The organism is Cupriavidus sp. GW822-FHT03E04, from assembly GCF_058801495.1.
Map to the genome: position 1 here is coordinate 131,423 of NZ_JBXANI010000019.1, position 25,735 is coordinate 157,157.

Sequence of the window (25,735 nt, forward strand, 5' to 3'; positions counted from 1 at the left end):
ACTAGCCATCAAGGAGTAGATATGACTCAGCGCATTGCATACGTAACCGGTGGCATGGGTGGCATTGGAACGGCCATCTGCCAGCGTCTGGCCAAGGATGGCTACAAGGTCGTGGCCGGTTGCGGCCCCAACTCGCCGCGCCGCGAAAAATGGCTCGAGCAGCAGAAGGCCCTGGGCTTCGATTTTGTCGCCTCGGAAGGCAATGTTGCCGACTGGGATTCGACCAAAGCCGCGTTCGACAAGGTCAAGGCCGAAGTGGGCGAGGTCGACATCCTGATCAACAACGCCGGCATCACGCGCGACGTGGTGTTCCGCAAGATGACGCGCGCCGACTGGGATGCCGTGATCGACACCAACCTGACCTCGCTGTTCAACGTGACCAAACAGGTCATCGACGGCATGGCGGATCGTGGCTTTGGCCGCATCGTCAACATCTCGTCGGTCAACGGCCAGAAGGGCCAGTTCGGCCAGACCAACTACTCCACCGCCAAGGCTGGCCTGCACGGCTTCACCATGGCGTTGGCGCAGGAAGTGGCGACCAAGGGCGTGACCGTGAACACGGTGTCGCCGGGCTATATCGCCACCGATATGGTCAAGTCGATCCGCCAGGACGTGCTGGACAAGATCGTCGGCACGATTCCGGTCAAGCGCCTGGGCGCGCCGGAAGAAATTGCCTCGATCTGCGCGTGGCTGGCGTCCGAAGAGTCGGGCTTCTCGACGGGCGCGGACTTCTCGCTGAACGGCGGCCTGCACATGGGGTGATGAACGGCAAGCCATCCCTGGTTTTCCTGGATGGTTTCTTGTCTTGGGAAGGTCCTCTGCCGAGGGCCTTTTTTATTTCCGCGGCCGCTCGGGAGGCCTCTCACCCCGCAGCAATATTGCATCGCACACCCCGCACCGCACCAACGCGCGGGCGTGGCGCGGCATTGCGGGCCCCAAACACCCGCAATCCTTTGCCCCGTGCGGGTTTTCCTTAACGGGTCCGGCTTTCAATAGTGCCTTGTTGGGCATAGAATCAGGGCAGCGGCTAGCCCGCACCAAAATAGATCATGCGTTGCAGGTCAACACGTTGTATCCCCCGCTGGCGGTCCCGATTTGCGCACCGCACAGCATGCGGTGCAGCAGCATGCAACAGCGACGATAAAAGGATAGAGCACGATGGCTACCACCAAGAAAGGCGCAGAGCGACTGATCAAGAAGTATCCAAACCGCCGGCTCTACGACACGCAGACCAGCACCTACATCACGCTAGCCGACGTCAAGCAGCTCGTGATGGATACCGAAGACTTCAAGGTGATCGACGCCAAGTCCGGCGACGAGCTCACGCGCAGCATCCTCCTGCAGATCATTCTCGAAGAAGAGACGGGCGGCGTGCCGATGTTCTCAAGCTCCATGCTGTCGCAGATCATCCGCTACTACGGCCATGCGATGCAGGGCATGATGGGCACCTACCTGGAAAAGAACATCCAGGCCTTCATCGACATCCAGAGCAAGCTGGCCGAGAACTCCAAGGGCCTGTACTCGGGCGAGCCGTTCAGCCCCGATATGTGGTCCCAGTTCATGAACATGCAGGGCCCGATGATGCAAGGGATGATGAGCAACTACATCGAGCAGAGCAAGAACCTGTTTGTGCAGATGCAGGAGCAGATGCAAAGCCAGGCCAAGAACATGTTTGGCACGTTCCCGTTCAATCAGCCGGACAAGAAATAAGCCGGCGCACGCCTCGCCGGCCTGTTGCGCGTTCCCAATCCCCCGGGAACGCATGGAACCCTCGCGGCGCCGGCAGCCTCCTTTCCTGCAAAGTGGCTTCAGGCCGGGCTGGCGTGGAGGCGAATTCCCAGCGCACGCATGACCTTCCTTCGCTGATCGGGGCGATCGGTTAAAATCACGCATATTCGGGTAACGCGCGGAATCACCGCGGCTGCTACCCCTGTCAAATGTGGCGATTCATACTGCGGACTCGCCTGCACAGCGCGAATCCCAATGCCCTCCGCAATCCAAGACCTTCGCCAGGCGCTCGCCGCCGAGGCCACGCCCGTTCCGACGGTGGGTTTGGCGTTTTCTCGTTTTCCGGCATCGCCGCCAGCTTTGCTATGAGCCGGCTGTTTCTTGCCCCCATGGAGGGGCTTGCTGATTACGTGCTGCGCGACGTACTGACCGGCTCGGGAGGATACGATGGATGTGTATCCGAGTTCGTCAGGGTGACGGGCTCTTTGCTTCCCGAGCGTGTCTACGAGAGGGACACACCCGAAATCCTTCACGGCGGCCATACTCCAAGCGGCACGCCGATGGTGATCCAGCTGCTCGGGAGCGATCCTGAGTGGCTGGCGGTCAATGCGGCCCAGGCAGCTACCGTGTCGCCGCATGGCATCGACCTGAATTTCGGCTGTCCCGCCAAAGTCGTCAACCGGCACGGTGGCGGGGCCATGCTGCTGGCGGACCCGGAACTGCTGAACCGGATCGTGTTGTCCGTTCGCGCCGCAGTGCCCGCGAACATCGCCGTGACAGCCAAAATGCGGCTTGGCGTGTCCGATACCGCGCTGGCGATCGACTGCGCCACGGCGCTGGCGGAAGGCGGCGCAGCCTCGCTCGTCGTGCATGCCAGGACGCGCGATCATGGCTACCGGCCTCCCGCACACTGGGAGTGGATCGCTCGGATCGATGCCGCCGTGGACGTGCCCGTTGTTGCCAACGGCGAAGTCTGGACGGTTGCGGACTGGGAGCGATGCCGGGCCGTCAGCGGCTGTGCCGACGTGATGATCGGGCGGGGCGCCGTGTCGGATCCATTCCTGGCCTTGCGCATACGCGGACTGATGGACAGAACGCCCTGCGCCGAGGAATGGCCGTCGGTGCTCCGCCATATCGCCGGCTACCTGAAGAAGCTGCAGGCCAATGACGAATGCGCTCACGAGCACGGACGCGTCAAGCTGTGGCTCAGCTACCTGAAACGGACCTGGCCGCAGGCCGCAGAGCTGCATGCAGCTATCCGGCGCCTGCAAGGGGCGCTGGAGGTTCAGGCGGTGATCGAGAGCGCCCTGGAGGGCATGCCGGGGACATCACCCTCGTTGCAATAGGCTCGCGAGCAGGCGCGGCCATCAGACGCGTATGCGCGCGCATCGTTCAGAAGTCCATCGTGGCCGAGAGCATGAAGGTGCGCGGGGCGCCCAGGGCCAAACTGGACAACAGCGGCATGCCCCAATAGGCCTTGTTTGTCACGTTATTGACGCTGGCCCGCACGGTCAGCGGATGGCTGGAGACCTGGGTAGCATAGCGTGCGCCCAGGTCATACACCGTGTGGCCCGGCACCGACAGCGAGTTGTCGGCACTGATGTATTGCTTGGATACGGCGGTCGCATTGGCGGTCAGCGTCAAGCCCGGCACGGCGGAGGTGTCCCACTCCACGCCCAGCTTGCCTTGCAGCTTGGGCACCCCGGTCGCCTGCTTGCCCTGGTTGACGCCACCGGCGGTCTTGGTGAGCTTGGGGTCCACATAGGCGATGCCACCCATCAAGCGCACGCCGCGCAGCGGCGAGCCAAAGAAGCCCCACTCGACACCCCGGTTGCGCTGCTCTCCGCCAAAGGAAAAGACGTTGGTGGAAATGTCGGTATAGCTGCTTGGCCGCTCGATTTGATACAAGCTGAGCGTGTGGGCGAATTCGCCGAGATCGAGCTTGAGGCCGATTTCCTTCTGCTTGGTCTTGGACGGCGGAAACAGCTCTCCCGCATTGGCGGCAGTTGCCGGCGCGGTCTGACCCTTGCTCAACCCTTCAATGTAATTGCCGTACACGGAAATATGGTTCGTGGCTTTGACCAGCAGCGCGGCCGCGGGTGTCATGGCGCTTGCGTCATAGCGGGCACTGCGCGCCCCGGTCGTGAGGCTGAAGGTATCGGTGAGTACTTCCTGGTGACGCACGCCCAGCGTCAGTTGCACCCTGTCCTGTGCAAAGGACAGGGTATCCGCTACGCCGTAGCTGGTCAGGCGCGTTTCCGTGTGGAGGGTCGGCGGCCAACGCATTCCGGCGGCTGGGCCCCAGACCGGGTTGTAGATGTTGGTGGTCCAGTCCGCGCCCGGGACCGATCTGCGGCCATAGTCCCTTTCGGTGTCCGAGTAGTGCGTGATGTTTAAAGCCCATTGATGCTTGACGCTGCCGGTTTGGAACTTGCCCTTCAATCCAGCTTCCCCCGATGTCTTTTCAATATCGAAGGCCAGTTGGCCCATGCTGTGCCGAACATCGCCCGCCGCGTTGAGCACCTGGGCCGACATCGTACCGTTGTACTTGTAGTTGGTCCTGCTGGTGCCGAAGGCTGCATAGGCCATCAGGTTTTCGCTCACGTCGAATTCGCCGCGGACGATCGCACCCTTGTCCCTGGTGTTGACGAAGGACCAATCCGGGTTCAGCAGGGTCTCGGGCCTGGGTGGCTTGGGCACTGCCACGCCGGGGGCTAGATTGATGCCTCGGGTCACGCCGTCCACGCGGTCATCGCTGCTGTAGAGGTCGGCAGAGACGCGAGCGCGCTCGCCCCGCCAGTCCAGCCCGAGGGACGCGAACTGGGTTTTCTTCTCCTGCCGGTTGACGGCCCCCTCTCCATCCCGATAGACCCCGTTGAAGCGGATGCCGAACTGCTTGTTCTCACCAAAGCGCCGCCCAAGGTCCACATGTCCGCCGAACTGCGCATTGGACATGTAGGTCGCCGTCAGTCGCGTCAGCGGCTCATCGCCCGCGCGCTTGGGCACCAGATTGACGGTGCCGCCCACCGAGCCGCCCGGAGGCATGCCATTGAGCAGGGCCGATGGGCCTTTCAATACCTCGATACGCTCGAACATTTCGGGGGTGGTGCGGTAGTACGGCGCCATGCCGAACAGGCCGCCGATGGTGATATCGCTGGTGTTGGAGGCGAAGCCGCGGATGGAGTAGTTCTCGCTCCAGGCGCCGGTGACGCCGTTGCTGAACACCGTGGGATCGGTGGCGGCGATCACGTCGGTGATGTCCTTGGCCTGCCGGTCTTCGATGAACTTGTCCGTGTAGCTGATGGTGGAAAACGGCGTTTCCATGAAGTCCTTGTCGCCCAGCAGCCCCACGCGGCTGCCGGACGCCACCTGCCCGCCGGCGTAGGCGTCGATCGCTGAGCTCGCCTGTACCGTCACCGCCGGCAACGTAACCCCACTTTCTGCGGCTGGGCTTTGCGTCTGTTGGGCCGTCCGGCTTAGCGTGTAGCGGCCGTTGGCCTCGCGCACTGCCTGCAGACCGTGCCCGCGTAGCAGTTCGGTGAAACCCTCGCGCACGCTGTAGCTGCCGGACAGCCCCTGGCTGTTCCTGCCTTGGAGCAGGCTCGCATCCACGGTCAGTTCGACACCGGCCGCAGCGGCATAGGCTTTGAGCGCCTCGCCCAGCGGGCCGGTCGGCACGTTGAAGCGGCTCCGGGCGTCCACCGCCTGGCCGGTGCTTTGTGCGAGTGCCGGCGGGGCGGCCAAGGCCAGGGCGCCCACGGTCAGCCCCAGCAGCACCGTCGGCACGGCAGCGGCGCGCTTCAGGGCAAAGGCGGGTTGGGGGCGCACCGCCTGCTGTGCAGATCGCGCGATGCGATGGTGACGTTTGGTCATTACAAGCTCTTTTCAGTTGAGATCGGGTTGGTTCTCAGCACGTCTTGCGAGTGAGAAAGCTATGGCGAATACGAATCATTACGTTTTTGGCTTAGGGCCAGGGACAGGCCCTGGAACAAATCAGTGCTGATAGCCCTTGATGACGTCGTCGATCACGAGTTTCAAAGAGGTCGGGCTGGCGGCGGTGACGTACCAAGCTTCAGCATCAACGAAGACCACACGGCCGTTCTTCCAGGCGTTGGTCTGGCGCAGCAGCGGGTTGCCCATGCTCCCGGCGTCCATGACCGGACGGCGCTCCATGACGGCCGTCCGGTCCACCACGAAGATGATGTCGGGGTTGGCTTGTTGGATGAATTCGCTGGAAATCGGCTGGCCATGCAGGCCGGTCTCGACAGTCGGGCTGGCCGGTTTCACGCCCAGGGCATTGAAGACGAACCCGTAACGGGAATGCACGCCAAAGGAACTGAAGGCGCCGTTGTTGTGCAGAACGACAAGCGCCTTCTCGAGACGGCCCCGGGTCATGCGCCTGGCCTCCTCGACCTTGGCGTCCAGTTCAGCCGCTTTCTGGCGGGCGAGGCCTTCCTTGCCAAAGATTCGCCCCAGGGTCATGAGGTGGTCCTTGATGACCTCGATGTGCTTGACCTCGCTATCCCGGTAGTCCACATCGAAATGAATCGTCGGAGCGATCTCGCTCAATTCCTTGTAGTGGTTCGCCTGGAGCGAGGTGATCAGGATCAGTTCAGGCCTGGCGGCATGAACCCGCTCCAGATTGGGCTGAACGATCGAGCCCAGATCCTGAACGTCCGGGGCGTCCTTGTACCTGGCGAGGAAGTGCGGGACGAAATCCTTCGGCATGCCAACGACAGGGACACCCAGTTGGTCGAGGAAATCGACTTCATTCATGTCGAGGGCCGCCGCGCGTTGCGGAAGGTGCTCGACGACGGTCGTTCCCAGCTTGTGCTGAACCGTGACGGGCGCGAACGCTTCCTGCGGGGGCCGGCTGGCAGAATCCGGCTGTGCGGTTGCCTTTGGCGGTTCGGCTGGTTTCCGGCCGCACCCCTGTACCGCGACGGTTGCGGCCATCAGCAGGGCTAACGCCCAACGCCTGTTTCTGTGATTCCGGGTCATTTCAGTTTTCCTGATGGATTGAAGTAGTTGCATACGCATCCTCGATCGCTGCGCACGATTTCGAAGTCCAGTCCATACAGTTCCTGCAGCCGTGTCTCGGTCACAGCCTCCACGACGGGGCCGCAGAAGCGAACCATGCCGCCCTTCAATGCGACGATGTGATCGGAGTAGTTGGCCGCGAAATTGATGTCATGGATCACCAGGATCACGGTGCGCCCGTGCTCGTCACACAAGCGGCGAAGCGCGCGCATGATCTGGACGGCATGCTTCATGTCGAGGTTGTTGAGTGGCTCGTCCAGCAGCAGAACGTTCGTCTGCTGGGCAATGGTCATCGCCAGGAAGGCCATCTGGCGCTGCCCTCCGCTGAGTTCGTCGATGTAGGCCCCGCGCAGCGCTTGCAGCGACAGGAACGCGATGGCCTCGTCGATCACGTCGTGGTCTTTGGGGGTGAGCGCGCCGCGGCTGTAGGGGAAGCGCCCGAAAGCGACGAGTTCCTCGACCGTCAGGCGCAGGTTGAAGTCGGGCGCCTGGCGCAAGGTGGCGACGTGCTTGGCGTATTCGCTGATGCCGATGCTTGAAACCCTGCGATCCCCGATCAGGATGTCGCCCTGGGTCGGCTCCAACAGGCGCGCGATCATCAGCAGCAGCGTCGTTTTGCCTGCGCCGTTGGGGCCGATGAGAGACGTCACGCGCTGCGCCGGGAATTGCGCGCTGACGCCGGAAAGTACGGTCTTGGCGCCGTAGGCCTTGTGAAGGTTGTGAACGGTGATCATGCGGTGCCTCGGGTGCGAGCCATCAGCGCGAGGAAATACGCGCCACACACCAGGTTGACGAGAATGCTGACGGTGGTCTTGTAGTTGAAAACGTGTTCGACCAGGAGCTGGGCCACGATGAAGATGCCGATGGCGATCGCGCAGCCGATGGGCAGCGTGACCCGATGCCTGGAAGTCCGGGCCATCGCATAGGCGATGTTCGCCACGAAGATCCCCATGAAGGCCGTGGGCCCGAGCAGGCTGGTCGAGACCGCCACGAGAGCCGCGATCAGCGCGAAGTAGAGCCTCACGTACCGCTGGTAATCGACCCCTAGGGAAATGGCCTGGTCGCGGCCCAGCGAGAGCACGTCGAGGATCGGCAGGGTCTTCAGCCCTGGCAGGCACACGGCCGCGACCAGAAGGGCCGAATAGAGCAACTGCTCGGGTTGTGCCCTGTTGAAGGATGCGTAGCCAAAGCCCTGGAGAACGGCGAACTCGCCCGGGCTGATCCTGAGCTGGACGAACTGTGTGACAGTGCCGATCACCATGGTCAGCACGAGTCCCAGCAGGAGGAGGAAATACACGTTGTACCTGCCGTTGCGCAAAAGCCACCGATGGATGGCCCACGAATAGGCGAGCATCAACAGGATGGAGAGGAAGAAGTTGCCGCTCTGGCCGAGTACCACCTGGCCATGCGTGCCCATGGCCAGGATCAGCAGCGACTGCAACAGCAGATAGACCGCCTCGTATCCCATGATCGCCGGCGTCAGAATCCGGTTGCCCGCGATGGTCTGGAACGTGATCGAGGAGAAGGCGACGCAGATTCCGCCGATGACGATGGCGGCCAGCCGGGCGAGCCGTTTGGGAATGACGTAGTCGAGGTCGAAGCCGGATCGCACGAGGACGAAAGCCGCGGCCAAGGCGAGGACCACCATCCAGAGGGCATATCGGGGGGCCGCGCGCCTCATTGCTTCTTCCAGATGATGAGCACGAGGAACAGCACGCCGCCCACGCTGCCTGCGGTCAGGCCGATGGGCACCTCGAACGGGTAGATGAGCAGGCGGCCGAGAATGTCGCACCCCAGCAGCAGCGACGCGCCGCCCAGCGCGACGATGGGCAGCGTCCGGCCCAGGTTGTCGCCGTGATGCAGCGCGACCAGGTTGGGGATGACCAGCCCGACGAAGGGGATCGCGCCGACGGTGATGACCGTGGCCGACACCGTGACCGCCACCAGCATCAGGCCCAGCGCCGCCGTTGCCGAATAGCTCAGCCCCAGGCTGGTGGCCATGCCTTCGCCCATGCCGAGCACGGTGAAGCGGTGCGCATACAGGTAGGTGAGCGCGACGATCGGCAGGATCAGGTAGATGATCTCGTAGTTGCCCTGGACGACCTTGGAGAAATCGCCGAGCAGCCAGCCCTGCATGCTTTGCAGGATGTTGTACCGGTAGGCGTAGAACTCGGCCACGGCACTGAGCACGCTGCCGTACATGAGGCCGATGACCGGCACGAGGACGGTGTTCTTGAATTTGATGCGGCGGATGATCGCCACATAGACCAGGCTCGCGGCGAAGCAGAAGACCAGCGCGAACAGCATCCGGCCCATCGGGCCGCCGGCGGGCGCCAGCGTCATCGACACCAGGATGCCGAGCTTGGCCGCATCCAGTCCGCCCGAGGTGGCCGGCTCGACGAATTTGTTGCGGACGATCTGCTGAAGGATCACGCCGCAGACGGACAGGCCTACGCCGGTCAGAACAAGCGCTGCCAGGCGGGGCAGGCGGCTGGCCGTCATCGTCAGCCAGGCATCGCCCGACAGCGAGAATACCTGCGACCACGCCAGCTGCCGGGCACCGACCAGCAGCGAGGCGCCGCAGAGGATGGCGAACAAGCCAAGCCAATGTGCGCGCATCAGCGTCGGTCTCCGTTCGACGCCGCCGCGATGCGCCAGCCTCTGGCGGCCCGGCGCTGGGCCAGGAAATGCGCGTAGCGCCCCTGGCTCGCGCGCAATGGCGCGGGCGAACCCTGCTCGACGACCTTGCCGCCATCGAGCACCACGATCTGGTCGGCCATTGCCACCGTCGAGAGTTGGTGCGCGATGACGATCAGCGTGCGCTTGCCGCGCAGACGCGCCAGCGCCTCGGCGATGGCGGCCTGGTTCTCCGCGTCCAGCGCGGCGGTGGCTTCGTCCACCAGCAGGATGGGCGCGTCCTTGATCAGCGCGCGGGCGATGGCGATGCGTTGGCGCTCACCGCCCGACAGGCGTGCGCCGCCTTCGCCGACCGGGGTGTCGATGCCCTGCGGCAGGCGCTCGATGATCTCGGCCACGCCGGCCTGCCGCGCAGCTTGCATGATCTCGACATCGTTGGCATTGGGTTTGCCGATGCGGATGTTGTCGGCAATGCTGCCCGCAAACAGGTAGTTGTCCTGGAAGATCTGACTGATCTGGCCGGCCAACTGCGCGTTGGACATCTGCCGCACGTCCACGCCACCGACGAGTACGCTGCCCTGGCTCACATCGAAGAAGCGTGCGATCAGCCGCACCAGTGTGGTCTTGCCCGACCCGGAGGCGCCAATCAGCGCGGTCATGCTGCCCGGCTCGATGCGCAGGTTCACGCCCTTCAGCACATCGGGTTGATCCGGTGTGTAGCGCAAGCTCACCTCGCGCAGCTCGATCGACGCATCACGCGGTGCCTGCGGCTGGTCCGGTTCCGGCAAGGGCTTGACCGCAAGGATCTCGCGCACCGCGTCGAGCTGGCCGCGCGCGCCGCGCAGGACATCGCCATAGCCGGCCACGTCCAGCAGCGGATCGATGTAGCGGTTGGCCAGCAGCAGGGCCACGATGACGGCGACGACCGAGTCCGCTTCCAGCGCGCCGCCCAGGCAGGCGTTGAGCCACAATGCGGCGGCGATCAGCAACGCGGCGAAGACGGCCTGCACGACCCAGGCGTTGAGCGCCGTGGACGCCGCCGACAGATAGATCAGCCGCGTGCCGGAATGGCGTTGCTGGTCGATGGCCTGTTCAAGCAAGCGCGTGCTGCCGCCTCCACCGTTGAATGCGCGCAGTGCCGACTGGGCCTGGGCGAACTCGACCATGCGCTGGCTGGTGTGGGCGAAGTGGCGATGGAAGGTGTGGTCGGCGCGCCGGCCCAGGCGCGCGGCGATCAGGAACGTGCCGATCAGGATCGGCAGCGCCGCCAGCGCGATCAGGCCCATCGGCCAGTGCCGCGCAAACAGCGCGGCCACGATCACCACCGGTGTCACGGCGCCGCTGATCACCGGCGTGAGCACGTGTGCGGGAAGCTGGGCCACTGCCATCATGCCGTTCGTGATGACATGGCCAAGCCGGGCGCTGTTCTCCGGCGTGAACCAGCCGACGGGCAGGCGTGCAACGTGGTCGCCGATCCGCTGGCGCGCGCCCTGCAGGACGGCAACCCCCACGCGCACGCCGGCCTTCTCCACCTTGCGCCGCCAGCCCCAGCAGGCCGTCATGCCGGCCAGCAGCACGATGAGCCACAGCGCCGCGCCGCGCGTATCGCCGGCCAGAAGGCGGCTGAGAATGGGCACCAGCGTGGTGATGGTCAGCCCGCTGAGCAGGCCATGGAACACGGCCATCCAGGCGTAGCGGCGCAAGACGTGCGCATCGTCGCCCAGCAATCGAATGAAGGTTTTCAGCATGACGGCACCGCCAGCTCCTGGGGTTCTTCGTAGCCGCCCAGCGTCCATAGCCGTGCATAGCGGCCTTTGCGCGCGATCAGCTCGGCGTGGCGGCCTTGCTCGTGGATCGTGCCGTTCTCGATCACGATGATGTGGTCGGCGTGCATCACCGTGTCGAGCCGGTGTGCAATGATCAGCAGCGTGCGGCCTTGCGCGAAGCGCGATAGCGCGTCCTGGATCGCCACCTCGTTCTCGGCATCGGCGGCCGCGGTGGCTTCGTCGAGCACGAGCACGGACGGATCGAGCAGCACGGCACGGGCGATGCTCACGCGCTGCTGCTCGCCACCGGAGAGCAGCGCGTCCTCGCCTATCATCGAGTCGTAGCCGCGCGGCAGGCCCAGGATGCGCTCATGAATGTTCGCGGCGCGCGCGGCGTCCTCGACCTCCTGCCGGCTGGCCGAGGGCCGGCCCAGCGCGATGTTCTCGCGTACGCTGGCGTGGATGAGGCGCACCTCCTGCAGCACGAAACCGATGCGCTGGTACAGATCCGAGGTCTCGATATGCCTCAAATCCACGCCGCCGAGCGTGATGCGCCCATCGGTCGGGTCGAAGAAGCGCAGCAGCAGCCGGGCCAGGGTCGATTTGCCAGCACCGGACGCGCCGACGATGGCGGTCACCGTGCCGGGCTTGAGGGTGAAGCTGACGTCCGACAGCACCTTGTTCTGTGCGTCGTAGGCGTAACCGACGTGCTCAACGCGGATTTCGGTACCCGTGGGCAACTGCCGCCTATCGGGCGCCGGCTGCTCCAGCACAGGCGTCTCCAGCAGCGCCTGCACGCGCTGGGCGGCACCGGTGGCATGGTTCAGGTCATGGATGATGTAGTGCAGCAGCAGCAACGGCGCGCAGAGGCCCGGTGCCACCAGAGCGAACGGCAGCACGTCCACTGGGGTAATCCAGCCCAGGCTAACGAACAGCGTGCCGAAGACCAGCACCACGCCCAGCACCGCCACCGGCGCGATCATCGCGTTGGCGTTGGCCATCGAGCCCACGAGGGGACGGGTGAAACCGACAAAGGCTTGGGCGAAGGCATCGACTGCCTCGCGGTAGCCGCCGTGCGCCTTGCCGCTGGCCCCGAAGGACTTGACCACGGGAATGCCGTTGACGAACTCGACTACCGCGTTGTTGATCCGCCCCAGCCCGTCGACGAATGCCTTCATGTTCGCCCCGCTGGCCTTCATGGCCCTGCCGAAGAACAGGAAGAAGCCCGGGAACGGCAGGATCGAGACGATGGCCATGCGCCAGTCCATCGCGAACAGGTAGATGACCGAGATCAGGATGGCGCCGACGGTGCGCCCTAGCGTCGTGTAAAAGTGCGCGGTCAGGCTGTGCAGCGTGCCGATGTCGTCCTGCATCGCCTGCTTGACCTCGCCCGATGCGCGGCTGGTGAACCAGCCCAGCGGCACGCGGGCCAGCCGCTGCGCGGCCGCCAGGCGCAGGTGATGGGTGATGCGGTTGTCGGCCAGATGGGCGGTCAGTTCCCCGGCGGACACCAGCGCCATGCCGACGAACAGGCTCACCACGCTGGCAATGACGGTCCACCAGACTTCGCCCTGCACTTGCGTGCGTGCCGCTGCCGCGATGTCGGCGCCGCCGAGGACGATCTTCGCGATATGCGCGATGCCGGCCAGCGGCACCAGCGTGAACATGGCACCCACGCCGGCCAGTGCCGCGGCGGCGATCAGTTGCCCACGGATGGGGTTCAATACTTGGCTGAGCGGTCCGGGTCCCTTGGGTTTGGCCGCAGCCGCGTCACGAGTGTTCATGAAAAAGAGACGTCCAGAGATTCAGAAAGGTGGGATGGGGCGGTCATGGAGGAGTCCCGTGAATCGAAATGATAATTAGTTGCATGACTATAAACTAATTGACGAAAGGCTGGCAAGGCGGCTACATGGCTGTCACCAGCGATCAAGGAACAAAGATGAAATCGCCACAACAACCTTCGGCGCGCGGGCGCCCTCGTACCATCACGCGCGAACGGATCGCCGACGCGGGCATCGAGATCGGCTTGCCGAACATCACCTTCGTCGGCGTCGCTGCCGCACTCGGGGTCAGCCATATGGCGCTCTACAAGCATGTGCCGAGTCTTGAGGAACTCAAGCGCCTGGTCGCTGAGGAGATCTTCAGCCGCTGGCAGATTCCGCAGGCTTGCGGCAAGGGACGTGGCGGATTAAAGGATTACCTGATCGCGTTCACCACATCGGTACGGGAGTTCGTCAAGGCACACCCTGGGCTGACGCCGTACGTGATCCGCAGGTTGGCTGCGACACAGCCCATGCTCGCCAAAATCGACGGGCACCAGAGCCATATCGCGCATGCCTACGGCATCTCGAAGGAACAGGCACGCTGGCTGCTTGCGACGGTCGCATTCCACTGCATTGCCGTGGCCGACACGGTGTATTCGGTAGCAGGCCGAGAACCCCTTGTGGAGGCGGACCGCGCGGCGGAAGAAGCCGAGATGGAGGCGGAGCTTGTTCAGGGCATGCACGCGCTCATCGTCGGCGCGCTTGCCATGCTGGAGGAAGACGCCCACCGTGACAGCTCGGCATTGCGGATCAAGTCATAGGCGTTGCGAAACGCCAGGCCCACGCCGCTCGAATGCCAGCGAAGCGTTGGGTCTTGACCGGACGTCGTAGGCGGCATTGGCCCGCGCGATAGCCTGCAGCCGCAAACGGCCGGCCATGTTCATGTCTGCCATGAGGCCCCGGCAAACTCCCGCGAGCGGTTAAAATGCGCGATTGGCTTTGAACCGCCGGGTGGCCATGTCCCGCCCCGCTCGCTCCACATTTGGAAGTAACCGTGAAAAACCCTTCAGAATCAACGATCAAGAAAGACCATATTCCAAATGTGGGATTCGTAAGCCTTGGATGTCCAAAGGCACTTGTGGATTCCGAGCAGATCATTACCCAGCTGCGCGCCGAGGGCTACGCCATCAGCGGCACCTATGACGGCGCCGACTTGGTGGTCGTCAATACCTGCGGTTTTATCGACGAAGCCGTGCAGGAAAGCCTGGATGCGATCGGCGAGGCACTGGCCGAGAACGGCAAGGTGATCGTCACCGGCTGCCTGGGCGCCAAGAAGAACGCCGCGGGTGAGGACATCATCACGTCGGTGCACCCGAAGGTGCTGGCCGTGACCGGCCCGCACGCGCTGGGCGAGGTGATGCAGGCCGTGCACACGCACCTGCCCAAGCCGCATGACCCGTTCATGGACCTGGTGCCGGCCGCCGGCATCAAGCTCACGCCCAAGCATTACGCCTACCTGAAGATCTCCGAGGGCTGCAACCATCGCTGCTCGTTCTGCATCATCCCGTCGATGCGCGGCGACCTGGTCTCGCGCCCGGTGGCGGAAGTCATGCTGGAGGCCGAGAACCTGTTCAAGTCAGGCGTCAAGGAACTGCTGGTGATCTCGCAAGACACCAGCGCCTATGGCGTGGACGTGAAGTACCGCACCGGTTTCTGGGACGGCCGCCCGCTCAAGACGCGCATGACCGAGCTGGTCGGCGCGCTGGGTGAGCTGGCTGCCAAGTACGGCGCCTGGGTGCGCCTGCACTACGTGTACCCGTACCCGCACGTCGACGAGATCATTCCGCTGATGTCGCAAGGGCACGTGCTGCCTTACCTGGACGTGCCGCTGCAGCACGCCCACCCGGATGTGCTCAAGCGCATGAAGCGCCCGGCCAACGCCGAGAAGACCATGGACCGCATCCGGGCCTGGCGCAAGATCTGCCCCGAGCTGACCATCCGCAGTACCTTTATCGCGGGCTTCCCCGGCGAGACCGAGGAAGAGTTCCAGACGCTGCTGGACTTCATCGCCGAAGCGGAACTGGACCGCGTGGGCTGCTTCGCCTATTCGCCGGTGGACGGCGCCACGGCCAACGACCTGCCGGGCGCCTTGCCCGACGAAGTCCGCGAAGAGCGCCGCGCCCGCTTCATGGAAGTGGCCGAGGAAGTGTCCGCCCGACGCCTGCAGCGCAAGGTCGGCCAGACCCTGCGCGTGCTGGTCGACGAGATCAACCAGGACGGTGGCATTGGCCGCTCGTCGGCCGACGCGCCGGAGATCGACGGCCTGGTCTATATCGACCCGCCGGCGCAGGGCGCGCCGCGCTACAAGGTCGGCGAATTCGTCTCGGTGAAGATCACCGGCGCGGATGGCCACGACTTGTGGGGCGAAGTCTGAGGCTGGTAGCAGCCATCGGTCCGGATAGGTAAAAGTACGATCGTTCGTTTTGGCGTGCGCGCCGCTATACTGTGCGCTGCAACATCAGCCCAGGAGACACAAAATGACACGTGAAGTGGTGGTGGTGAGCGGCGTTCGGACCGCAATCGGTACCTTCGGCGGCAGCCTGAAGGATCTTTCCCCGACCCAGATGGGCGCCATGGTCGTGCGCGAAGCGCTGGCCCGCGCGCAGGTCAGCGGAGACGACGTCGGCCATGTGGTGTTCGGCAACGTCATCCAGACCGAGCCTCGGGACATGTACCTTGGCCGGGTGGCGGCAGTGGAGGGCGGTGTCACCATCGACGCGCCGGCCCTGACCGTCAACCGCCTGTGCGGCTCGGGCTTGCAGGCCATCGTCAGCGCCGCGCAGACCATCCTGCTGGGCGATGCCGATGTGGCCATCGGCGGCGGCGCGGAGAGCATGAGCCGCGCACCGTACCTGGCGCAGTCGGCCCGCTGGGGCGCACGCATGGGCGACGCCAAGATGCTCGACATGATGCTAGGTGCGCTGCATGACCCGTTCCACGGCATCCACATGGGCGTCACTGCCGAGAACGTGGCCAAGGAATACGACATCTCCCGCAACCAGCAGGACGAAGCCGCGCTGGAATCGCACCGGCGCGCATCGGCGGCGATCCGCGCCGGCCACTTCAAGGACCAGATCCTGCCGGTCACGCTGAAGGGCCGCAAGGGCGACGTGACCTTCGACACCGACGAGCACGTGCGCCACGACGCGGTCATGGAAGACATGACCAAGCTCAAGCCGGTCTTCGTCAAAGAGAACGGCACGGTAACCGCGGGCAACGCCTCGGGCTTGAACGATGCCGCTGCCGCGGTGGTGCTGATGGAGCGCGCCGAGGCCGAGAAGCGCGGCCTCAAGCCGATGGCGCGCCTGGTCTCCTATGCGCATGCCGGCGTCGATCCCAAGACCATGGGCATCGGCCCCGTGCCGGCCACCAAGAAGGCGCTGGAACGTGCTGGCCTGACCGTGGCCGATCTCGACGTGATCGAAGCCAATGAAGCCTTTGCCGCGCAAGCCTGCGCGGTCACCAAGGCACTCGGTCTCGATCCGGCCAAGGTCAACCCGAACGGCTCGGGCATCTCCCTGGGGCACCCGATCGGCGCCACCGGCGCGCTGATCACCGTCAAGGCCCTGTACGAGCTGCAACGCGTGCAAGGCCGCTATGCACTGGTGACCATGTGCATTGGCGGTGGCCAGGGCATTGCGGCGATTTTCGAACGACTCTGAACCTGAGGCTGCCTTGCGGCGCGTAGCGACTCTGCCTTTGCCTTTGTCCATGTCCTTGTCACTTCCCGTCTCCCTGTCTCTGGCAGCCGGGCTGGCCGCGGCAACGCTGGCCGGCGCCGCGCTGGCCGCCGGCGCCACCGAGCTGTCCACCGCCACGCCCGGCACCGCCAATGCCGCCAGCGATGCCAGCCAGGTACAGGGTTTCGGGATCAACCAGGCCATCCGCGAGGGCGAGGCGCGGCGCGGTGCGCAGCTTTCAACCGGGCCCGCGCCCAATGCGCTCGCGCCGCGACCGGAGTACGCTGCGCTGCCGGTCTACGTGGGCACGCTCGGGGACCAGCCGGTGCGCCTGCGCCTGGGCCCCAAGCCCGACGAGCGCGACAGCGTGCGCGGTGAGTACAGCGTTGGCCGTGCTGGCGGCGTGCGGTTGCTGGCCGGCGAATTCGAGAACGGCGCTTTCCTGATGGAGGAGTCCAATGACGGCACGCACGTCACGGGCAACTGGGAAGGCACCATCGACGGTGCCGGTATCGTGCACGGCAACTGGACCGACCCGGTCAACCCGGCCATCGTGCTTCCCTTCATGATCCGGCCACTGGGCGTGCTGGTGATCCCGCCCTTTGACATGACCCCCAACAGCGGCATTACCTACGCCCCGCCCGCACCGAAGTCCTCGATTTCCGGCCGGTAGCGTCAAGCCGGGGTGGACAGGGGCAGGCTCGCCAGGTAGGCCAACGCGCACCCGAATGCTGGTAAGCTCGAACGTTCATCGAGTTATCGCCAGACAAGGAATCGCCGTGTCCGACCGCCAGCCACCCGAGCAGCCCGCTTCCCAACCCGCCTACCTGGCGACCGTGGCCGTCCAGCCAGAGTTGGATATCGCGCCGGGCTTCGCCTCGTTTTCCCAAGCTACCCATCGTGGCTCCACCGTGGTGTTCCGCAACCTGGCGGAGCTGCGCGCGCATGGCGACGGTGCCACGACCTACTGGCGCTATGGCCTGCATGCCACGCCCACCAGCGAGGCGCTGTGCCAGCACCTCGCGCTGATCGAAGGCGCGCGCCATACGCTGCTGCTGCCGTCGGGGCTGGCCGCGATCTCGCAGGTCTACTTCGCCTTGGTCAAGTCGGGCGACGACGTGCTCGTCCCGGATAACGTCTACGGCCCCAATCGCGAGCACGGCGAATGGCTGGCACGGGACTTCGGCGTCTCCGTCCGTTATTACGACCCCATGATCGGGGCGGGCATTGCCGGGCTGATCCGTCCCAACACCCGCCTGATCTGGATGGAGTCGCCGGGCTCGGTGACGATGGAGATCCCTGACACCGAGGCCATCGTGGCCGCGGCAAAGGCGCGCGGGGTGCTCACCGCCATCGATAACACCTGGTCCGCCGGCGTATATTTCCGACCGTTCGACAAGGGCATCGACATCTCGGTGCAGGCGCTCACCAAATACCAGTCGGGCGGCAGCGATGTGCTGATGGGCGCTGTGCTGACCACCGACGACAAACTCCATGACCGCATCAAGCGCGCCCGCATGCTGATGGGCTGGGGCGTGTCGGCCGACGATTGCTACCTGGTGCTGCGCTCGCTGCCGAGCATGCCGGTCAGGCTGGCGGCGCACGACCGCGCCGCGCGCGAAGTGGCCGAGTGGCTGAACCAACGCCCGGAAGTGGTCAAGGTCTTGCACCCGGCGCTGCCGGACTGCCCCGGCCACGACTTCTGGCTGCGCGATTTCAGCGGCGCCACAGGCCTGTTCTCGATCGTGCTGCATGCGCGCTACACGCGTGCCCAGGTCGATGCCTTTGTCGAGGCCTTGCGCCTGTTCGCGATCGGCTGGTCCTGGGGCGGCGCGCATAGCCTGGCGGTGCCGTACCACGTCCAGACCATGCGGCCCCAAGGCAGCTGGCCGCCCGTTGGCTGGGAGAACGCCGGCGAGCTGGTGCGCCTCTATATTGGGTTGGAAGATACCCGCGACCTGATCGCCGACCTGCGCGGCGCGATGGAATTGCAACTGGTGGCATGAAATAAGAAGGGCCGCCCCGGACACTGTCCGAGGCGGCCCTTTTTTTGCCTTGTTGCCGCCCTAGCCAGCCGTCGATCCCGCCGCGGCAGCGTCCGCCACATTAGAGCGAGGCTTCCCTTGCATGGCCCACACCGAGTTTGGCGGGCCGTTGCGCGCACGGCGCTGCGTCAACCGGGCCAGCGCGGCAAAGCCACAGGCCAGCGCCAGCGCACCGATATCGAAGCTCGCCACGGCCCAGTGCCCGGCCAGCGCGGCGCGCCACAGGAAGTCCCCCGTTACCAGCGCATTGACCAGCGGCACCAGCAATGCGGCAACGGCCGCGGCCCACAGCAACTCGATCGCGGCGCGTGCCGGCGCACGCATCAGGGCCCATCCAAGCGCCGCGAAAAAGACCGGGAAGTAGGTGTAGCTGGAAGCCCGCGCGGGCCAGAGCAGGGCGCCGCAGAAGGCTGCCGCCACGCCAATGCAGCAACCGATGCACACGCCGACCGTCGCCTGCGCCAGCAGGCGGTGCACGCGCGGCTGCGCCTGCTGCCGGGTCTTGCGGCGCGATTCGATCCACAGCAGGTTGCCGGAATAGAACAGGAAGGCCCCCGCCAGTCCCGCCAGCAGGTAGACCAGGCGCAGGGCCAAGTCGCCATAGGTGCCAAAGTGCAGCGCGTAGATCATGCTGAAGATGGCGTGGTTGCTGTCGCGCCCGGCGGCGGTCTGGTCCGCCAGCACGCTGCCACTGTCCGGCTGGCCGGCGGCAGCGTGCACCGAAACCGACCCGTAGTTGCCAAGGACGCGTGCGCTGTCGCCGCGAATCTCGATCAGCGCGTTGGCGTCGCCGTAGTGCTGATAGCGCACCGACAGCGGCGTGAACCGCTCACCCGCGCTGGCGCGCGCCGCCGCCAGCAACGTAGCGGCCGGCAGGGGCCGTGCCGCGCGGCCTGATGCCTTCAGTTCTGGCGAGGCGGTGGTCAGGCGCGGCAACGCCTCGGACAGCTTGCCATCGAAGGCCATGACGTTGAACACCATCGCCAGCACCAAGCCAAGGCATAGCACCGCGCCGGTGATGGCGAACACCAGGTGGAAGGGTAGGCTGAACAGGCCGACGACGTTGTGCGCATCCATCCAGAAGCGCTTGAGGTTGCGCCCCGGCCGGATGGCAAACAGGTCCGGCTTGAGCCGCGGCAGGTGCAGCAGCACGCCCGACACCAGCGCAAGCCCATACAGCACCGCGATAACGCCCATGAAGTAGCTGCCGGCCACCGGCACGCCGAGCGTGTAGTGCAGGCTGTTGATGAATGCTGCCAATTCTTCGGGCGCCGTGTCGAGCGCGGTGTCCTTGGGCGTGGTCTTGCCCCCGTCAAGCTTGGCGGAGGTTGTGGTGTGCCACTCGCCGGCCTGGTCTTGCCAGTAGGCCGTGAAGCCAGGCTCGTGCTCCGTCGGCAACGTGACGTAGGCGCTGGCTGCGCTCTTGGGATGCGCCGCCACCAGGGCCTGCATGAAGTGGTCGAGCGCGGCCGGGTTGGCCGGCTGGGCGGCCGGGCTATGCGCGGCCGTGCGCTGCGGCGATTGCCAGGCGTGCAGTTCCTCGTGGAAGACCGTGATCGCGCCAGCGAAGAAAGCGATGAAAAGGGCCCAGCCGGCCATCAGGCCGACCCAGGTGTGCAGGGTTTGGTACAAGCGCAGGGTTGTGGCTTTCATGCGGGGTTCCTGGTGCGCCGGTTCATGCCGCGCCGGGGGCGAGCAGCAGGCGCCATGCCCACAGTCCGCCGTAAGCGATCAGGTTGCCAGCTGCGAGCCAAAGCCAGGCCGCGCGGCTGGTGGCGAATAGCAGGCTGGCGCAGAGGATCGCCACCCAGATCGGCAGGCAGGCGAGGATCACGCCGATGGCTCCGCTTTGCCAGCCGCCGGGCAGCCAGATGACGCCTAGGGCGGATAGCGCGACCGCTAGCGGCAGCCCCAGCAGGGTGCCGGCCAGCCACTTGGTGCCCATGCCGGGCTTGGGTTTGCTGCGGACGTTTTGGGGACTGGGGGCGGCTTTCATTAGCCGGCCTGGGCGAGGCGCTGGCGCCGCGCATCGCGGTAAGCACCGGCAAAAGGCCATAAGGACAGGCCGGTGCCAACCGTGGCCAGCGTGGCCGCGATCGCGGCCGGCCAGCCCTGCGTCAGGCTCCATGCCCACGCCGAGGCGGCGATCGAAAGGGTGGCTAGCCAGCACAGGCGCGTGCGGCGGCTTCGTGCCGTGGCTGGCACGGATAGTGGCAGCAGCAACAGGCGCTGGTTGGGCGATGCCAGGTACAGGCAGCATGCGCCACCCAACCCCAGCAGCACTGCAAACACTTGCATGGCGGGCTCAGTAATTTCTTACAAAGCCGGATGATAATAATTCTTATTTCAATTCGCAAGCGCGCCGCATATGGTCTGCCTGTGCCGGGCGCAGGCAGCGGCAGTTAATGCGGGAAAAGCTGCAGCAAGCCGTCCAGCCCAACGTGGTTGAACGCTACGCTGGCCTGCGCGCGCACCACCGGCTTGGCACGGAAGGCCACCGACAGGCCGGCCACGGCCATCATCTTCAGGTCGTTGGAGCCATCGCCCATGACGATGGCCTGGGACGGGTCCGCGCCGATCTGCGCACACACTTCCTGCACCGTGCGGGCCTTGACGTCGGCATTGACGATCTCGCCCAGCACCTGGCCGGTGAGCTTGCCATCGACGATCTCCAGCGTATTGGCGCGGGTCACGTCGAGCTTCAGGCGGGGCTTGAGTTTTTCGGTGAAATGCACGAAACCGCCTGAAACCAGCAGGGTGCGCATGCCCAGGGCCTGCACGGTCTGCAGCATGTTCTCCGCGCCGGGCGACAGGCGCAGGCGCTCTTCATACACGCGGTCCAGCACACTGGCGTCCAGCCCCTTGAGCAGGGCCACACGGCGGCGCAGGCTTTCGTTGAAATCAGTGATCTCGCCGCGCATGGCCGCCTCGGTAATCGCCGAGACCTCCGCCTTGAGGCCGCAGAAGTCTGCGATCTCGTCGATGCACTCGATGGTGATCAGCGTGGAGTCCATATCCATCGCCACCAGCTTGAAGTCCGACAGCTTGCGGCCGGCGGGCACGATGGCCCAGTCGATGCTGCGCGGGCCGCAGTAGGCGTCCAGCGCTTCGCGCAGGGCGGGTGTCAGCGCGGCGCTTGCATCGGCGGCAGCCACGGTCTGCGCGCGCAGCGCGAGCGTGGGAGCCTGGGCGATGGCGCGGATGGCGTCGATATCGTTGGCGGACAGCGGGGCGGGACTTTGCAGAATCAGGGACATGGCGCGAATGCAGGGCCGGGCCGGGCGGCCCATGGCGGTAAATGCAGGATGCGAGCCGCAGCGGCGGCGAAGACCGCTATTGTATATGCCCGCGCGCATGCGGCGCAGCCGCCGCCCGATAGCGCTAGCTGCTGCACGGCGCAATCCGTGCGGGCGGATGTGTTCTATCGTGCTCGTCGAGGTCTGGGGCCGGCCCGCAGGCCAGCCCTCATCGCACTACGCCATTTGCGCGTTAGCCTCGCACTGCGCGGCCAGTTCGCTCAGCACCAGCGTCTCATGCGCCAGCCCGGCGGCCAGCGACAGCACCCGGTTCTGGATCTCCGGGTTCAGGTCGCCGAAGACGCCGGATTCGGCGTTGTCACAGGCCAGGAAGAGCAGGGCACAGAGCTGGGCCGATTTCTCGACGGCCAGGCGCCAGGCCGCGTGAGCCAATGAGTCAGGAAGCGGCTGAACGTCATAGCTGCTTGATATGCCGCTTCCAACCCACGCTGGACGCGCGATCCGCCAGCAAGCAGGCAACACCGTACGTCGTGGAAGCAACTTTGCTGCTCGATCAAGGACTCCGGCCGTCTCTTAAGACAGCTTCTCCCGTGCGGGGATTCGTCAGGGTGACATTCTCGAGCGCCTTGATTCGCCACTCGCCAACCTGTCGCGTCAGCACGGCAAGGATCAGCGTGTCGACGGCGTGCGGGCCCGCCGGATGAGCAGCACCGACCGTGAGGCGGCTCCAGAAGTGAATGACCGCCCCATCGTTGCCAATGGGGATCACGTCGATCAGCTCGTTATCCAGCGTGGAATCGCTGTAGATAGTTGCGTGGATGGGCGCATGCAGCTTGATAATCGCCTCGACGCCCCGCACGTAGTGCCCGAACCGGTTCACAAATGTCGCATCCTCATGAAACAATGTGCCGAGGGACTGCATGTCGTGGCTGTTCCAAGCGGTCTGAAACGCGTGGAGCACGTCTTCGGGTTGACTCAGTTGAATCATGGTGGATTCTCGCAAGTGTCTATGTTGCAACGCCCGACGTCCGCATCGGACGGTTGTTGTCGAGCGGTCAAAGCAAATTCTGCCTTACCACGGCATGTCGGCTCGTGGCTGACTCCGGTAGACCGAGGGGAGGGCGCCAGTTGGCTCTTCCCGACCCGTTGCCGCCGTTCGAGTTTCAATGACCAATGTTTGTTATGCAGCGCTTACCGGCAGACGCCCGCATGCGAGCTGACTGGATGGAAAGAAATGTTTGCATAAAACCCGATGAAGGACATCTAGCGCACGTCATTCAATACGGTACAGGCTGCCGAAGCGCCCCCCTTGCGCTGGCGTGCTGTCCGTGCAGCTTGGCATTGGCAGGCCCTGTCCCCATGCGGCGGCCAAGACCTGCACGTCACGCACAGGATCGGACGCCTTGGCCCGCTCGTTGCGCATGCGGCAGGTTTCAGGATCGGTGGCGAACAGCCCGCGTGCAAAGACCCGACCTTGCTCCGCTAGCTTTGCAGTTTTGGGGCTGCGGATCTTCGTGAATGCCCGAAAGGCCTCATCCAGGCAGCCGCTTGCGCCATTCAGGCACCGGGCCAAATGCCACGCATCCTCCAACGCCTGGCAGGCCCCTTGCCCCGACGTCGGCAATGGCGCGTGTGCGGCATCCCCAACCAGCAGTACATTTGCCCGACTCCATGTATGCAGCGGCTCCAGGTCATGCACCGCAATCAGCCGGATGGCATTTGCGGGCGTGGCACGGATGATATGCGAGACCGGTTCGGGCCATCCCACGAACAGATCTTCGACCTCCTTGCGTATATCTGCGGTCGGTATGGCTTCAGATAGGGGCCGAGCCTGGGCCGCAGCCCAATACACCAGTTGGGGTCGAATCGCGACGCAACCAAAGCGCTCGCCCGCCCCCCAGAAATCCTGAATCGAAATATCGTCCACTAGCGCATGCTGCCCCTGAGCTACGCCAATCCAGTTCACGAAGCCCTGATAGACAGGTGTGTTGTCACCCGCGACAAACTTGCGCGCCACAGAATCCATGCGGCCGTCGGCGCCAATGAGCAGATCCGGGCGGATGCTCGCACCGTTCTCGAAATGGGCCACAGCCCTGCCATTGGCATCCAGCTCAATCCGCACCGCCCGGTGTCCGAACTCCACCGGTATCCTGGCCCGGGCTACATGATCTAGTAACACCTCCTGCAAGTGCCGGCGTAGCACCGTGTAGGTCGGGTATCCCATCGTCCGGTCCAGCAAGGCAATATCGAGGCCTCCCAATGCATTGCCCACGGCATCCTGGCGATGCATTGTTAGCGGTCGACCACCAATGGCGTCGATGTCTTGCAATAGCCCCAGTTCTTCCAGCACAAAGCAGGCATTGGGCCAAAGCGTCACGCCGGCCCCCAGGGTTGCCGGCTCCGCTCGGCGCTCATAGACCCGAGGGTTGTAACCCTGCTTGCGCAAAGCCAATGCCACGCTCAGGCCCGCGATGCCGCCGCCAAGTATTCCAATTTCCACGTTGAATCTCTCCTGTCCATACGGTGCCCGGTGCACGGCTCACCGTTTCGCATCGTGCAAAATGGCATCTTAGATTTCGTCATTAAAGAGAACTAGCGTGTAAAAATGGAAGGCTTTCATACCTAAAACGGGATAATCAATGCGCGATGGACTCGATCTGAATACGGTCCGTGTCTACACGGCAGTTGTTGATGAGCAGAGCTTTGCTGGCGCATCGCGTCTGTTGGCCATCCCCTCGTCCAACGTCAGCCGCCATGTCGCTGCGCTGGAGCGCAGACTCGGCGTGCGCCTGCTGGAGCGAAGCACCCGCCACCTGCGTATGACGGAAGCCGGTCGACTACTCTACGAACGCGCCAAGCCCTTGCTCGATACTCTGCTCTCTACGCAGGAAGAGCTTGGTGCGGTACAGCGCGAACTGCGTGGTCCTCTGAAAATGTGCATGCCCGGCGAAGCGCCAAGGCTGCTGGCTCCCATCCTCGCCGAATTCTGTAGCCTCCATCCAGGCATCGAGCTGGAATGCGATACCCGGATGACCGGACTGGAAGTGCTTCGAGAGGACGTTGACCTTTCCATCGTCTTCCACCGGGGCCATCAGGAGGACAGTGCCTTCATCACCCGCGAACTCGCCACACTGCCCAGTATCGTGGTTGCTGCCCCCTCCTTGCTGGCCAGGACCGGCATGCCATGCCACGTGCGCGAGCTGAAGTCTCTGCCCTGTATCACCACCCTCAGTGCGCTGAAGGGCCAGCCCTGGCAGTTTCAGGACGCAGCAGGCGAAATCGTCAAAGTGCCGGTACGCAGCCGCTACCGCGTCAACAGCGGGGAATTGGCCGTGGCAGGCGCACGCCAAGGCATCGGCTTCGCGATTGTGGCGGCCTATCCCTGCCAGGAAGACCTTGCTACGGGCCGATTGCAGGAGGTACCACTGGATCTGTGTCCCGCCCCCCTGCAATTGTTGGGGGCATACAGCCATCGCCATTCCGTGACTGCGCGTGTTCGGGCGCTGCTGGAATTGATACAGGTACGGTTGGCTGGATCGGCGAGCCTTCCCATGGACGCCCGATTGCGTGGGACGGTTTAGGATCGAAGTGGCGCGCCGGGCTCAAAGTGGAATTTCTCGGAGCGTAAGCAGTTGCTCGGCATGGCTTTTTCAACGTCCGCTTCTGGCCGTTCGTTGGTGGCTTGCACTGCCGGCAGGACTGCCTTCAGCGCTGTGGCCAATTCAGGTGCCCTTGCTTCATCTCTCAGGATCCTTGTCA

Annotated in this window: 23 protein-coding genes; 9 read left to right on the top strand and 14 right to left on the bottom strand. The window is 64.6% G+C overall.

Annotated features, from left to right (window positions below; all coding sequences use genetic code 11):
• The first annotated feature begins 21 nt into the window (after nt 1-21).
• From AC1RQC_RS26485 to AC1RQC_RS26495, 3 genes are all read left to right on the top strand, one after another.
• Complete coding sequence (locus AC1RQC_RS26485; RefSeq protein ID WP_043345337.1) at nt 22-762, top strand: 3-ketoacyl-ACP reductase; 741 nt, start codon at nt 22-24, stop codon at nt 760-762.
• A 396-nt stretch (nt 763-1,158) separates the two neighbouring features.
• Nucleotides 1,159-1,710 (top strand): polyhydroxyalkanoate synthesis repressor PhaR, encoded by a 552-nt coding sequence (gene phaR, locus AC1RQC_RS26490; RefSeq protein ID WP_006155938.1) that lies wholly within the window; start codon nt 1,159-1,161, stop codon nt 1,708-1,710.
• 383 nt (nt 1,711-2,093) lie between these two features.
• On the top strand, nt 2,094-3,074 hold the full coding sequence (locus tag AC1RQC_RS26495) for a tRNA dihydrouridine synthase (protein WP_492372792.1): 981 nt from the start codon (nt 2,094-2,096) through the stop codon (nt 3,072-3,074).
• A gap of 46 nt (nt 3,075-3,120) precedes the next feature.
• Here AC1RQC_RS26495 and AC1RQC_RS26500 read toward each other — a convergent pair whose 3' ends face one another.
• The 7 genes from AC1RQC_RS26500 to AC1RQC_RS26530 form a co-directional block, all read right to left on the bottom strand.
• Nucleotides 3,121-5,601: a TonB-dependent siderophore receptor gene (locus AC1RQC_RS26500; RefSeq protein ID WP_492372793.1), complete on the bottom strand. Its 2,481-nt coding sequence runs from the start codon at nt 5,599-5,601 to the stop codon at nt 3,121-3,123.
• 120 nt (nt 5,602-5,721) lie between these two features.
• On the bottom strand, nt 5,722-6,729 hold the full coding sequence (locus tag AC1RQC_RS26505) for a siderophore ABC transporter substrate-binding protein (protein WP_492372794.1): 1,008 nt from the start codon (nt 6,727-6,729) through the stop codon (nt 5,722-5,724).
• Complete coding sequence (locus AC1RQC_RS26510) at nt 6,726-7,502, bottom strand: iron ABC transporter ATP-binding protein (RefSeq protein WP_492372795.1); 777 nt, start codon at nt 7,500-7,502, stop codon at nt 6,726-6,728. The genes AC1RQC_RS26505 and AC1RQC_RS26510 overlap by 4 nt, the downstream gene beginning before the upstream one ends.
• Nucleotides 7,499-8,449 carry an iron chelate uptake ABC transporter family permease subunit gene (locus AC1RQC_RS26515; RefSeq protein ID WP_492885088.1) on the bottom strand — a complete coding sequence of 317 codons (951 nt, stop codon included), beginning with the start codon at nt 8,447-8,449 and terminating at the stop codon, nt 7,499-7,501. The genes AC1RQC_RS26510 and AC1RQC_RS26515 overlap by 4 nt, the downstream gene beginning before the upstream one ends.
• The gene (locus AC1RQC_RS26520; RefSeq protein WP_492372797.1) at nt 8,446-9,387 is read right to left on the bottom strand and encodes an ABC transporter permease; all 942 of its coding nucleotides are present in this window, start codon (nt 9,385-9,387) and stop codon (nt 8,446-8,448) included. The genes AC1RQC_RS26515 and AC1RQC_RS26520 overlap by 4 nt, the downstream gene beginning before the upstream one ends.
• Nucleotides 9,387-11,153 (bottom strand): ABC transporter ATP-binding protein, encoded by a 1,767-nt coding sequence (locus AC1RQC_RS26525; RefSeq protein ID WP_492372798.1) that lies wholly within the window; start codon nt 11,151-11,153, stop codon nt 9,387-9,389. Before AC1RQC_RS26525 ends, AC1RQC_RS26520 begins: the two co-directional genes overlap by 1 nt.
• Nucleotides 11,147-12,955 carry an ABC transporter ATP-binding protein gene (locus AC1RQC_RS26530; RefSeq protein ID WP_492372799.1) on the bottom strand — a complete coding sequence of 603 codons (1,809 nt, stop codon included), beginning with the start codon at nt 12,953-12,955 and terminating at the stop codon, nt 11,147-11,149. Before AC1RQC_RS26530 ends, AC1RQC_RS26525 begins: the two co-directional genes overlap by 7 nt.
• 125 nt (nt 12,956-13,080) lie before the next feature.
• On the opposite strand from AC1RQC_RS26530, the gene AC1RQC_RS26535 reads away from it, so the two are divergent.
• The 5 genes from AC1RQC_RS26535 to AC1RQC_RS26555 all read left to right on the top strand — a co-directional run bounded on the left by AC1RQC_RS26535 (nt 13,081) and on the right by AC1RQC_RS26555 (nt 18,680).
• On the top strand, nt 13,081-13,755 hold the full coding sequence (locus tag AC1RQC_RS26535) for a TetR/AcrR family transcriptional regulator (protein WP_492372800.1): 675 nt from the start codon (nt 13,081-13,083) through the stop codon (nt 13,753-13,755).
• Nucleotides 13,756-13,988: 233 nt separating this feature from the next.
• Entirely contained in the window at nt 13,989-15,368 is a 1,380-nt protein-coding gene (gene rimO / locus AC1RQC_RS26540; RefSeq protein ID WP_052494509.1) for a 30S ribosomal protein S12 methylthiotransferase RimO, read from the top strand.
• Nucleotides 15,369-15,471: 103 nt separating this feature from the next.
• Entirely contained in the window at nt 15,472-16,656 is a 1,185-nt protein-coding gene (bktB, locus tag AC1RQC_RS26545; RefSeq protein ID WP_492372801.1) for a beta-ketothiolase BktB, read from the top strand.
• A 49-nt stretch (nt 16,657-16,705) separates the two neighbouring features.
• Complete coding sequence (locus AC1RQC_RS26550; protein ID WP_492372802.1) at nt 16,706-17,347, top strand: hypothetical protein; 642 nt, start codon at nt 16,706-16,708, stop codon at nt 17,345-17,347.
• A gap of 106 nt (nt 17,348-17,453) precedes the next feature.
• Complete coding sequence (locus AC1RQC_RS26555) at nt 17,454-18,680, top strand: cystathionine beta-lyase (protein WP_492372803.1); 1,227 nt, start codon at nt 17,454-17,456, stop codon at nt 18,678-18,680.
• Between the two features lie 60 nt (nt 18,681-18,740).
• On the opposite strand, the gene AC1RQC_RS26560 is transcribed toward AC1RQC_RS26555, so the two are convergent.
• The 7 genes from AC1RQC_RS26560 to AC1RQC_RS26590 all read right to left on the bottom strand — a co-directional run bounded on the left by AC1RQC_RS26560 (nt 18,741) and on the right by AC1RQC_RS26590 (nt 24,476).
• Entirely contained in the window at nt 18,741-20,372 is a 1,632-nt protein-coding gene (locus tag AC1RQC_RS26560; protein WP_492372804.1) for a PepSY-associated TM helix domain-containing protein, read from the bottom strand.
• A gap of 22 nt (nt 20,373-20,394) precedes the next feature.
• On the bottom strand, nt 20,395-20,715 hold the full coding sequence (locus AC1RQC_RS26565) for a hypothetical protein (protein ID WP_492830842.1): 321 nt from the start codon (nt 20,713-20,715) through the stop codon (nt 20,395-20,397).
• Complete coding sequence (locus AC1RQC_RS26570) at nt 20,715-21,017, bottom strand: hypothetical protein (protein ID WP_492372806.1); 303 nt, start codon at nt 21,015-21,017, stop codon at nt 20,715-20,717. The genes AC1RQC_RS26565 and AC1RQC_RS26570 overlap by 1 nt, the downstream gene beginning before the upstream one ends.
• A gap of 104 nt (nt 21,018-21,121) precedes the next feature.
• Complete coding sequence (gene serB, locus AC1RQC_RS26575; RefSeq protein ID WP_492372807.1) at nt 21,122-21,976, bottom strand: phosphoserine phosphatase SerB; 855 nt, start codon at nt 21,974-21,976, stop codon at nt 21,122-21,124.
• Between the two features lie 216 nt (nt 21,977-22,192).
• The gene (locus tag AC1RQC_RS26580) at nt 22,193-22,408 is read right to left on the bottom strand and encodes a hypothetical protein (RefSeq protein WP_492372808.1); all 216 of its coding nucleotides are present in this window, start codon (nt 22,406-22,408) and stop codon (nt 22,193-22,195) included.
• A 121-nt stretch (nt 22,409-22,529) separates the two neighbouring features.
• Nucleotides 22,530-22,964 (bottom strand): SgcJ/EcaC family oxidoreductase, encoded by a 435-nt coding sequence (locus tag AC1RQC_RS26585; protein ID WP_492372809.1) that lies wholly within the window; start codon nt 22,962-22,964, stop codon nt 22,530-22,532.
• Between the two features lie 285 nt (nt 22,965-23,249).
• The gene (locus AC1RQC_RS26590; protein ID WP_492372810.1) at nt 23,250-24,476 is read right to left on the bottom strand and encodes an FAD-dependent monooxygenase; all 1,227 of its coding nucleotides are present in this window, start codon (nt 24,474-24,476) and stop codon (nt 23,250-23,252) included.
• Nucleotides 24,477-24,615: 139 nt separating this feature from the next.
• Here AC1RQC_RS26590 and AC1RQC_RS26595 point away from each other — a divergent pair, with 139 nt between their 5' ends.
• The gene (locus tag AC1RQC_RS26595) at nt 24,616-25,557 is read left to right on the top strand and encodes a LysR family transcriptional regulator (RefSeq protein WP_492372811.1); all 942 of its coding nucleotides are present in this window, start codon (nt 24,616-24,618) and stop codon (nt 25,555-25,557) included.
• Nucleotides 25,558-25,735: the final 178 nt, after the last annotated feature.

Bases quoted from the DNA above. Each gene is read 5' to 3' on its own strand.
- AC1RQC_RS26560 (WP_492372804.1), bottom strand. From the start codon at position 20,372: ATGAAAGCCACAACCCTGCGCTTGTACCAAACCCTGCACACCTGGGTC.
- AC1RQC_RS26510 (WP_492372795.1), bottom strand. From the start codon at position 7,502: ATGATCACCGTTCACAACCTTCACAAGGCCTACGGCGCCAAGACCGTA.
- phaR (WP_006155938.1), top strand. From the start codon at position 1,159: ATGGCTACCACCAAGAAAGGCGCAGAGCGACTGATCAAGAAGTATCCA.
- AC1RQC_RS26565 (WP_492830842.1), bottom strand. From the start codon at position 20,715: ATGAAAGCCGCCCCCAGTCCCCAAAACGTCCGCAGCAAACCCAAGCCC.
- AC1RQC_RS26525 (WP_492372798.1), bottom strand. From the start codon at position 11,153: ATGCTGAAAACCTTCATTCGATTGCTGGGCGACGATGCGCACGTCTTG.
- bktB (WP_492372801.1), top strand. From the start codon at position 15,472: ATGACACGTGAAGTGGTGGTGGTGAGCGGCGTTCGGACCGCAATCGGT.
- AC1RQC_RS26485 (WP_043345337.1), top strand. From the start codon at position 22: ATGACTCAGCGCATTGCATACGTAACCGGTGGCATGGGTGGCATTGGA.
- serB (WP_492372807.1), bottom strand. From the start codon at position 21,976: ATGTCCCTGATTCTGCAAAGTCCCGCCCCGCTGTCCGCCAACGATATC.
- AC1RQC_RS26520 (WP_492372797.1), bottom strand. From the start codon at position 9,387: ATGCGCGCACATTGGCTTGGCTTGTTCGCCATCCTCTGCGGCGCCTCG.
- AC1RQC_RS26595 (WP_492372811.1), top strand. From the start codon at position 24,616: ATGCGCGATGGACTCGATCTGAATACGGTCCGTGTCTACACGGCAGTT.
- AC1RQC_RS26515 (WP_492885088.1), bottom strand. From the start codon at position 8,449: ATGAGGCGCGCGGCCCCCCGATATGCCCTCTGGATGGTGGTCCTCGCC.
- AC1RQC_RS26505 (WP_492372794.1), bottom strand. From the start codon at position 6,729: ATGACCCGGAATCACAGAAACAGGCGTTGGGCGTTAGCCCTGCTGATG.
- AC1RQC_RS26570 (WP_492372806.1), bottom strand. From the start codon at position 21,017: ATGCAAGTGTTTGCAGTGCTGCTGGGGTTGGGTGGCGCATGCTGCCTG.
- AC1RQC_RS26530 (WP_492372799.1), bottom strand. From the start codon at position 12,955: ATGAACACTCGTGACGCGGCTGCGGCCAAACCCAAGGGACCCGGACCG.
- AC1RQC_RS26495 (WP_492372792.1), top strand. From the start codon at position 2,094: ATGAGCCGGCTGTTTCTTGCCCCCATGGAGGGGCTTGCTGATTACGTG.
- AC1RQC_RS26500 (WP_492372793.1), bottom strand. From the start codon at position 5,601: ATGACCAAACGTCACCATCGCATCGCGCGATCTGCACAGCAGGCGGTG.
- AC1RQC_RS26585 (WP_492372809.1), bottom strand. From the start codon at position 22,964: ATGATTCAACTGAGTCAACCCGAAGACGTGCTCCACGCGTTTCAGACC.
- AC1RQC_RS26535 (WP_492372800.1), top strand. From the start codon at position 13,081: ATGGCTGTCACCAGCGATCAAGGAACAAAGATGAAATCGCCACAACAA.
- AC1RQC_RS26550 (WP_492372802.1), top strand. From the start codon at position 16,706: ATGTCCTTGTCACTTCCCGTCTCCCTGTCTCTGGCAGCCGGGCTGGCC.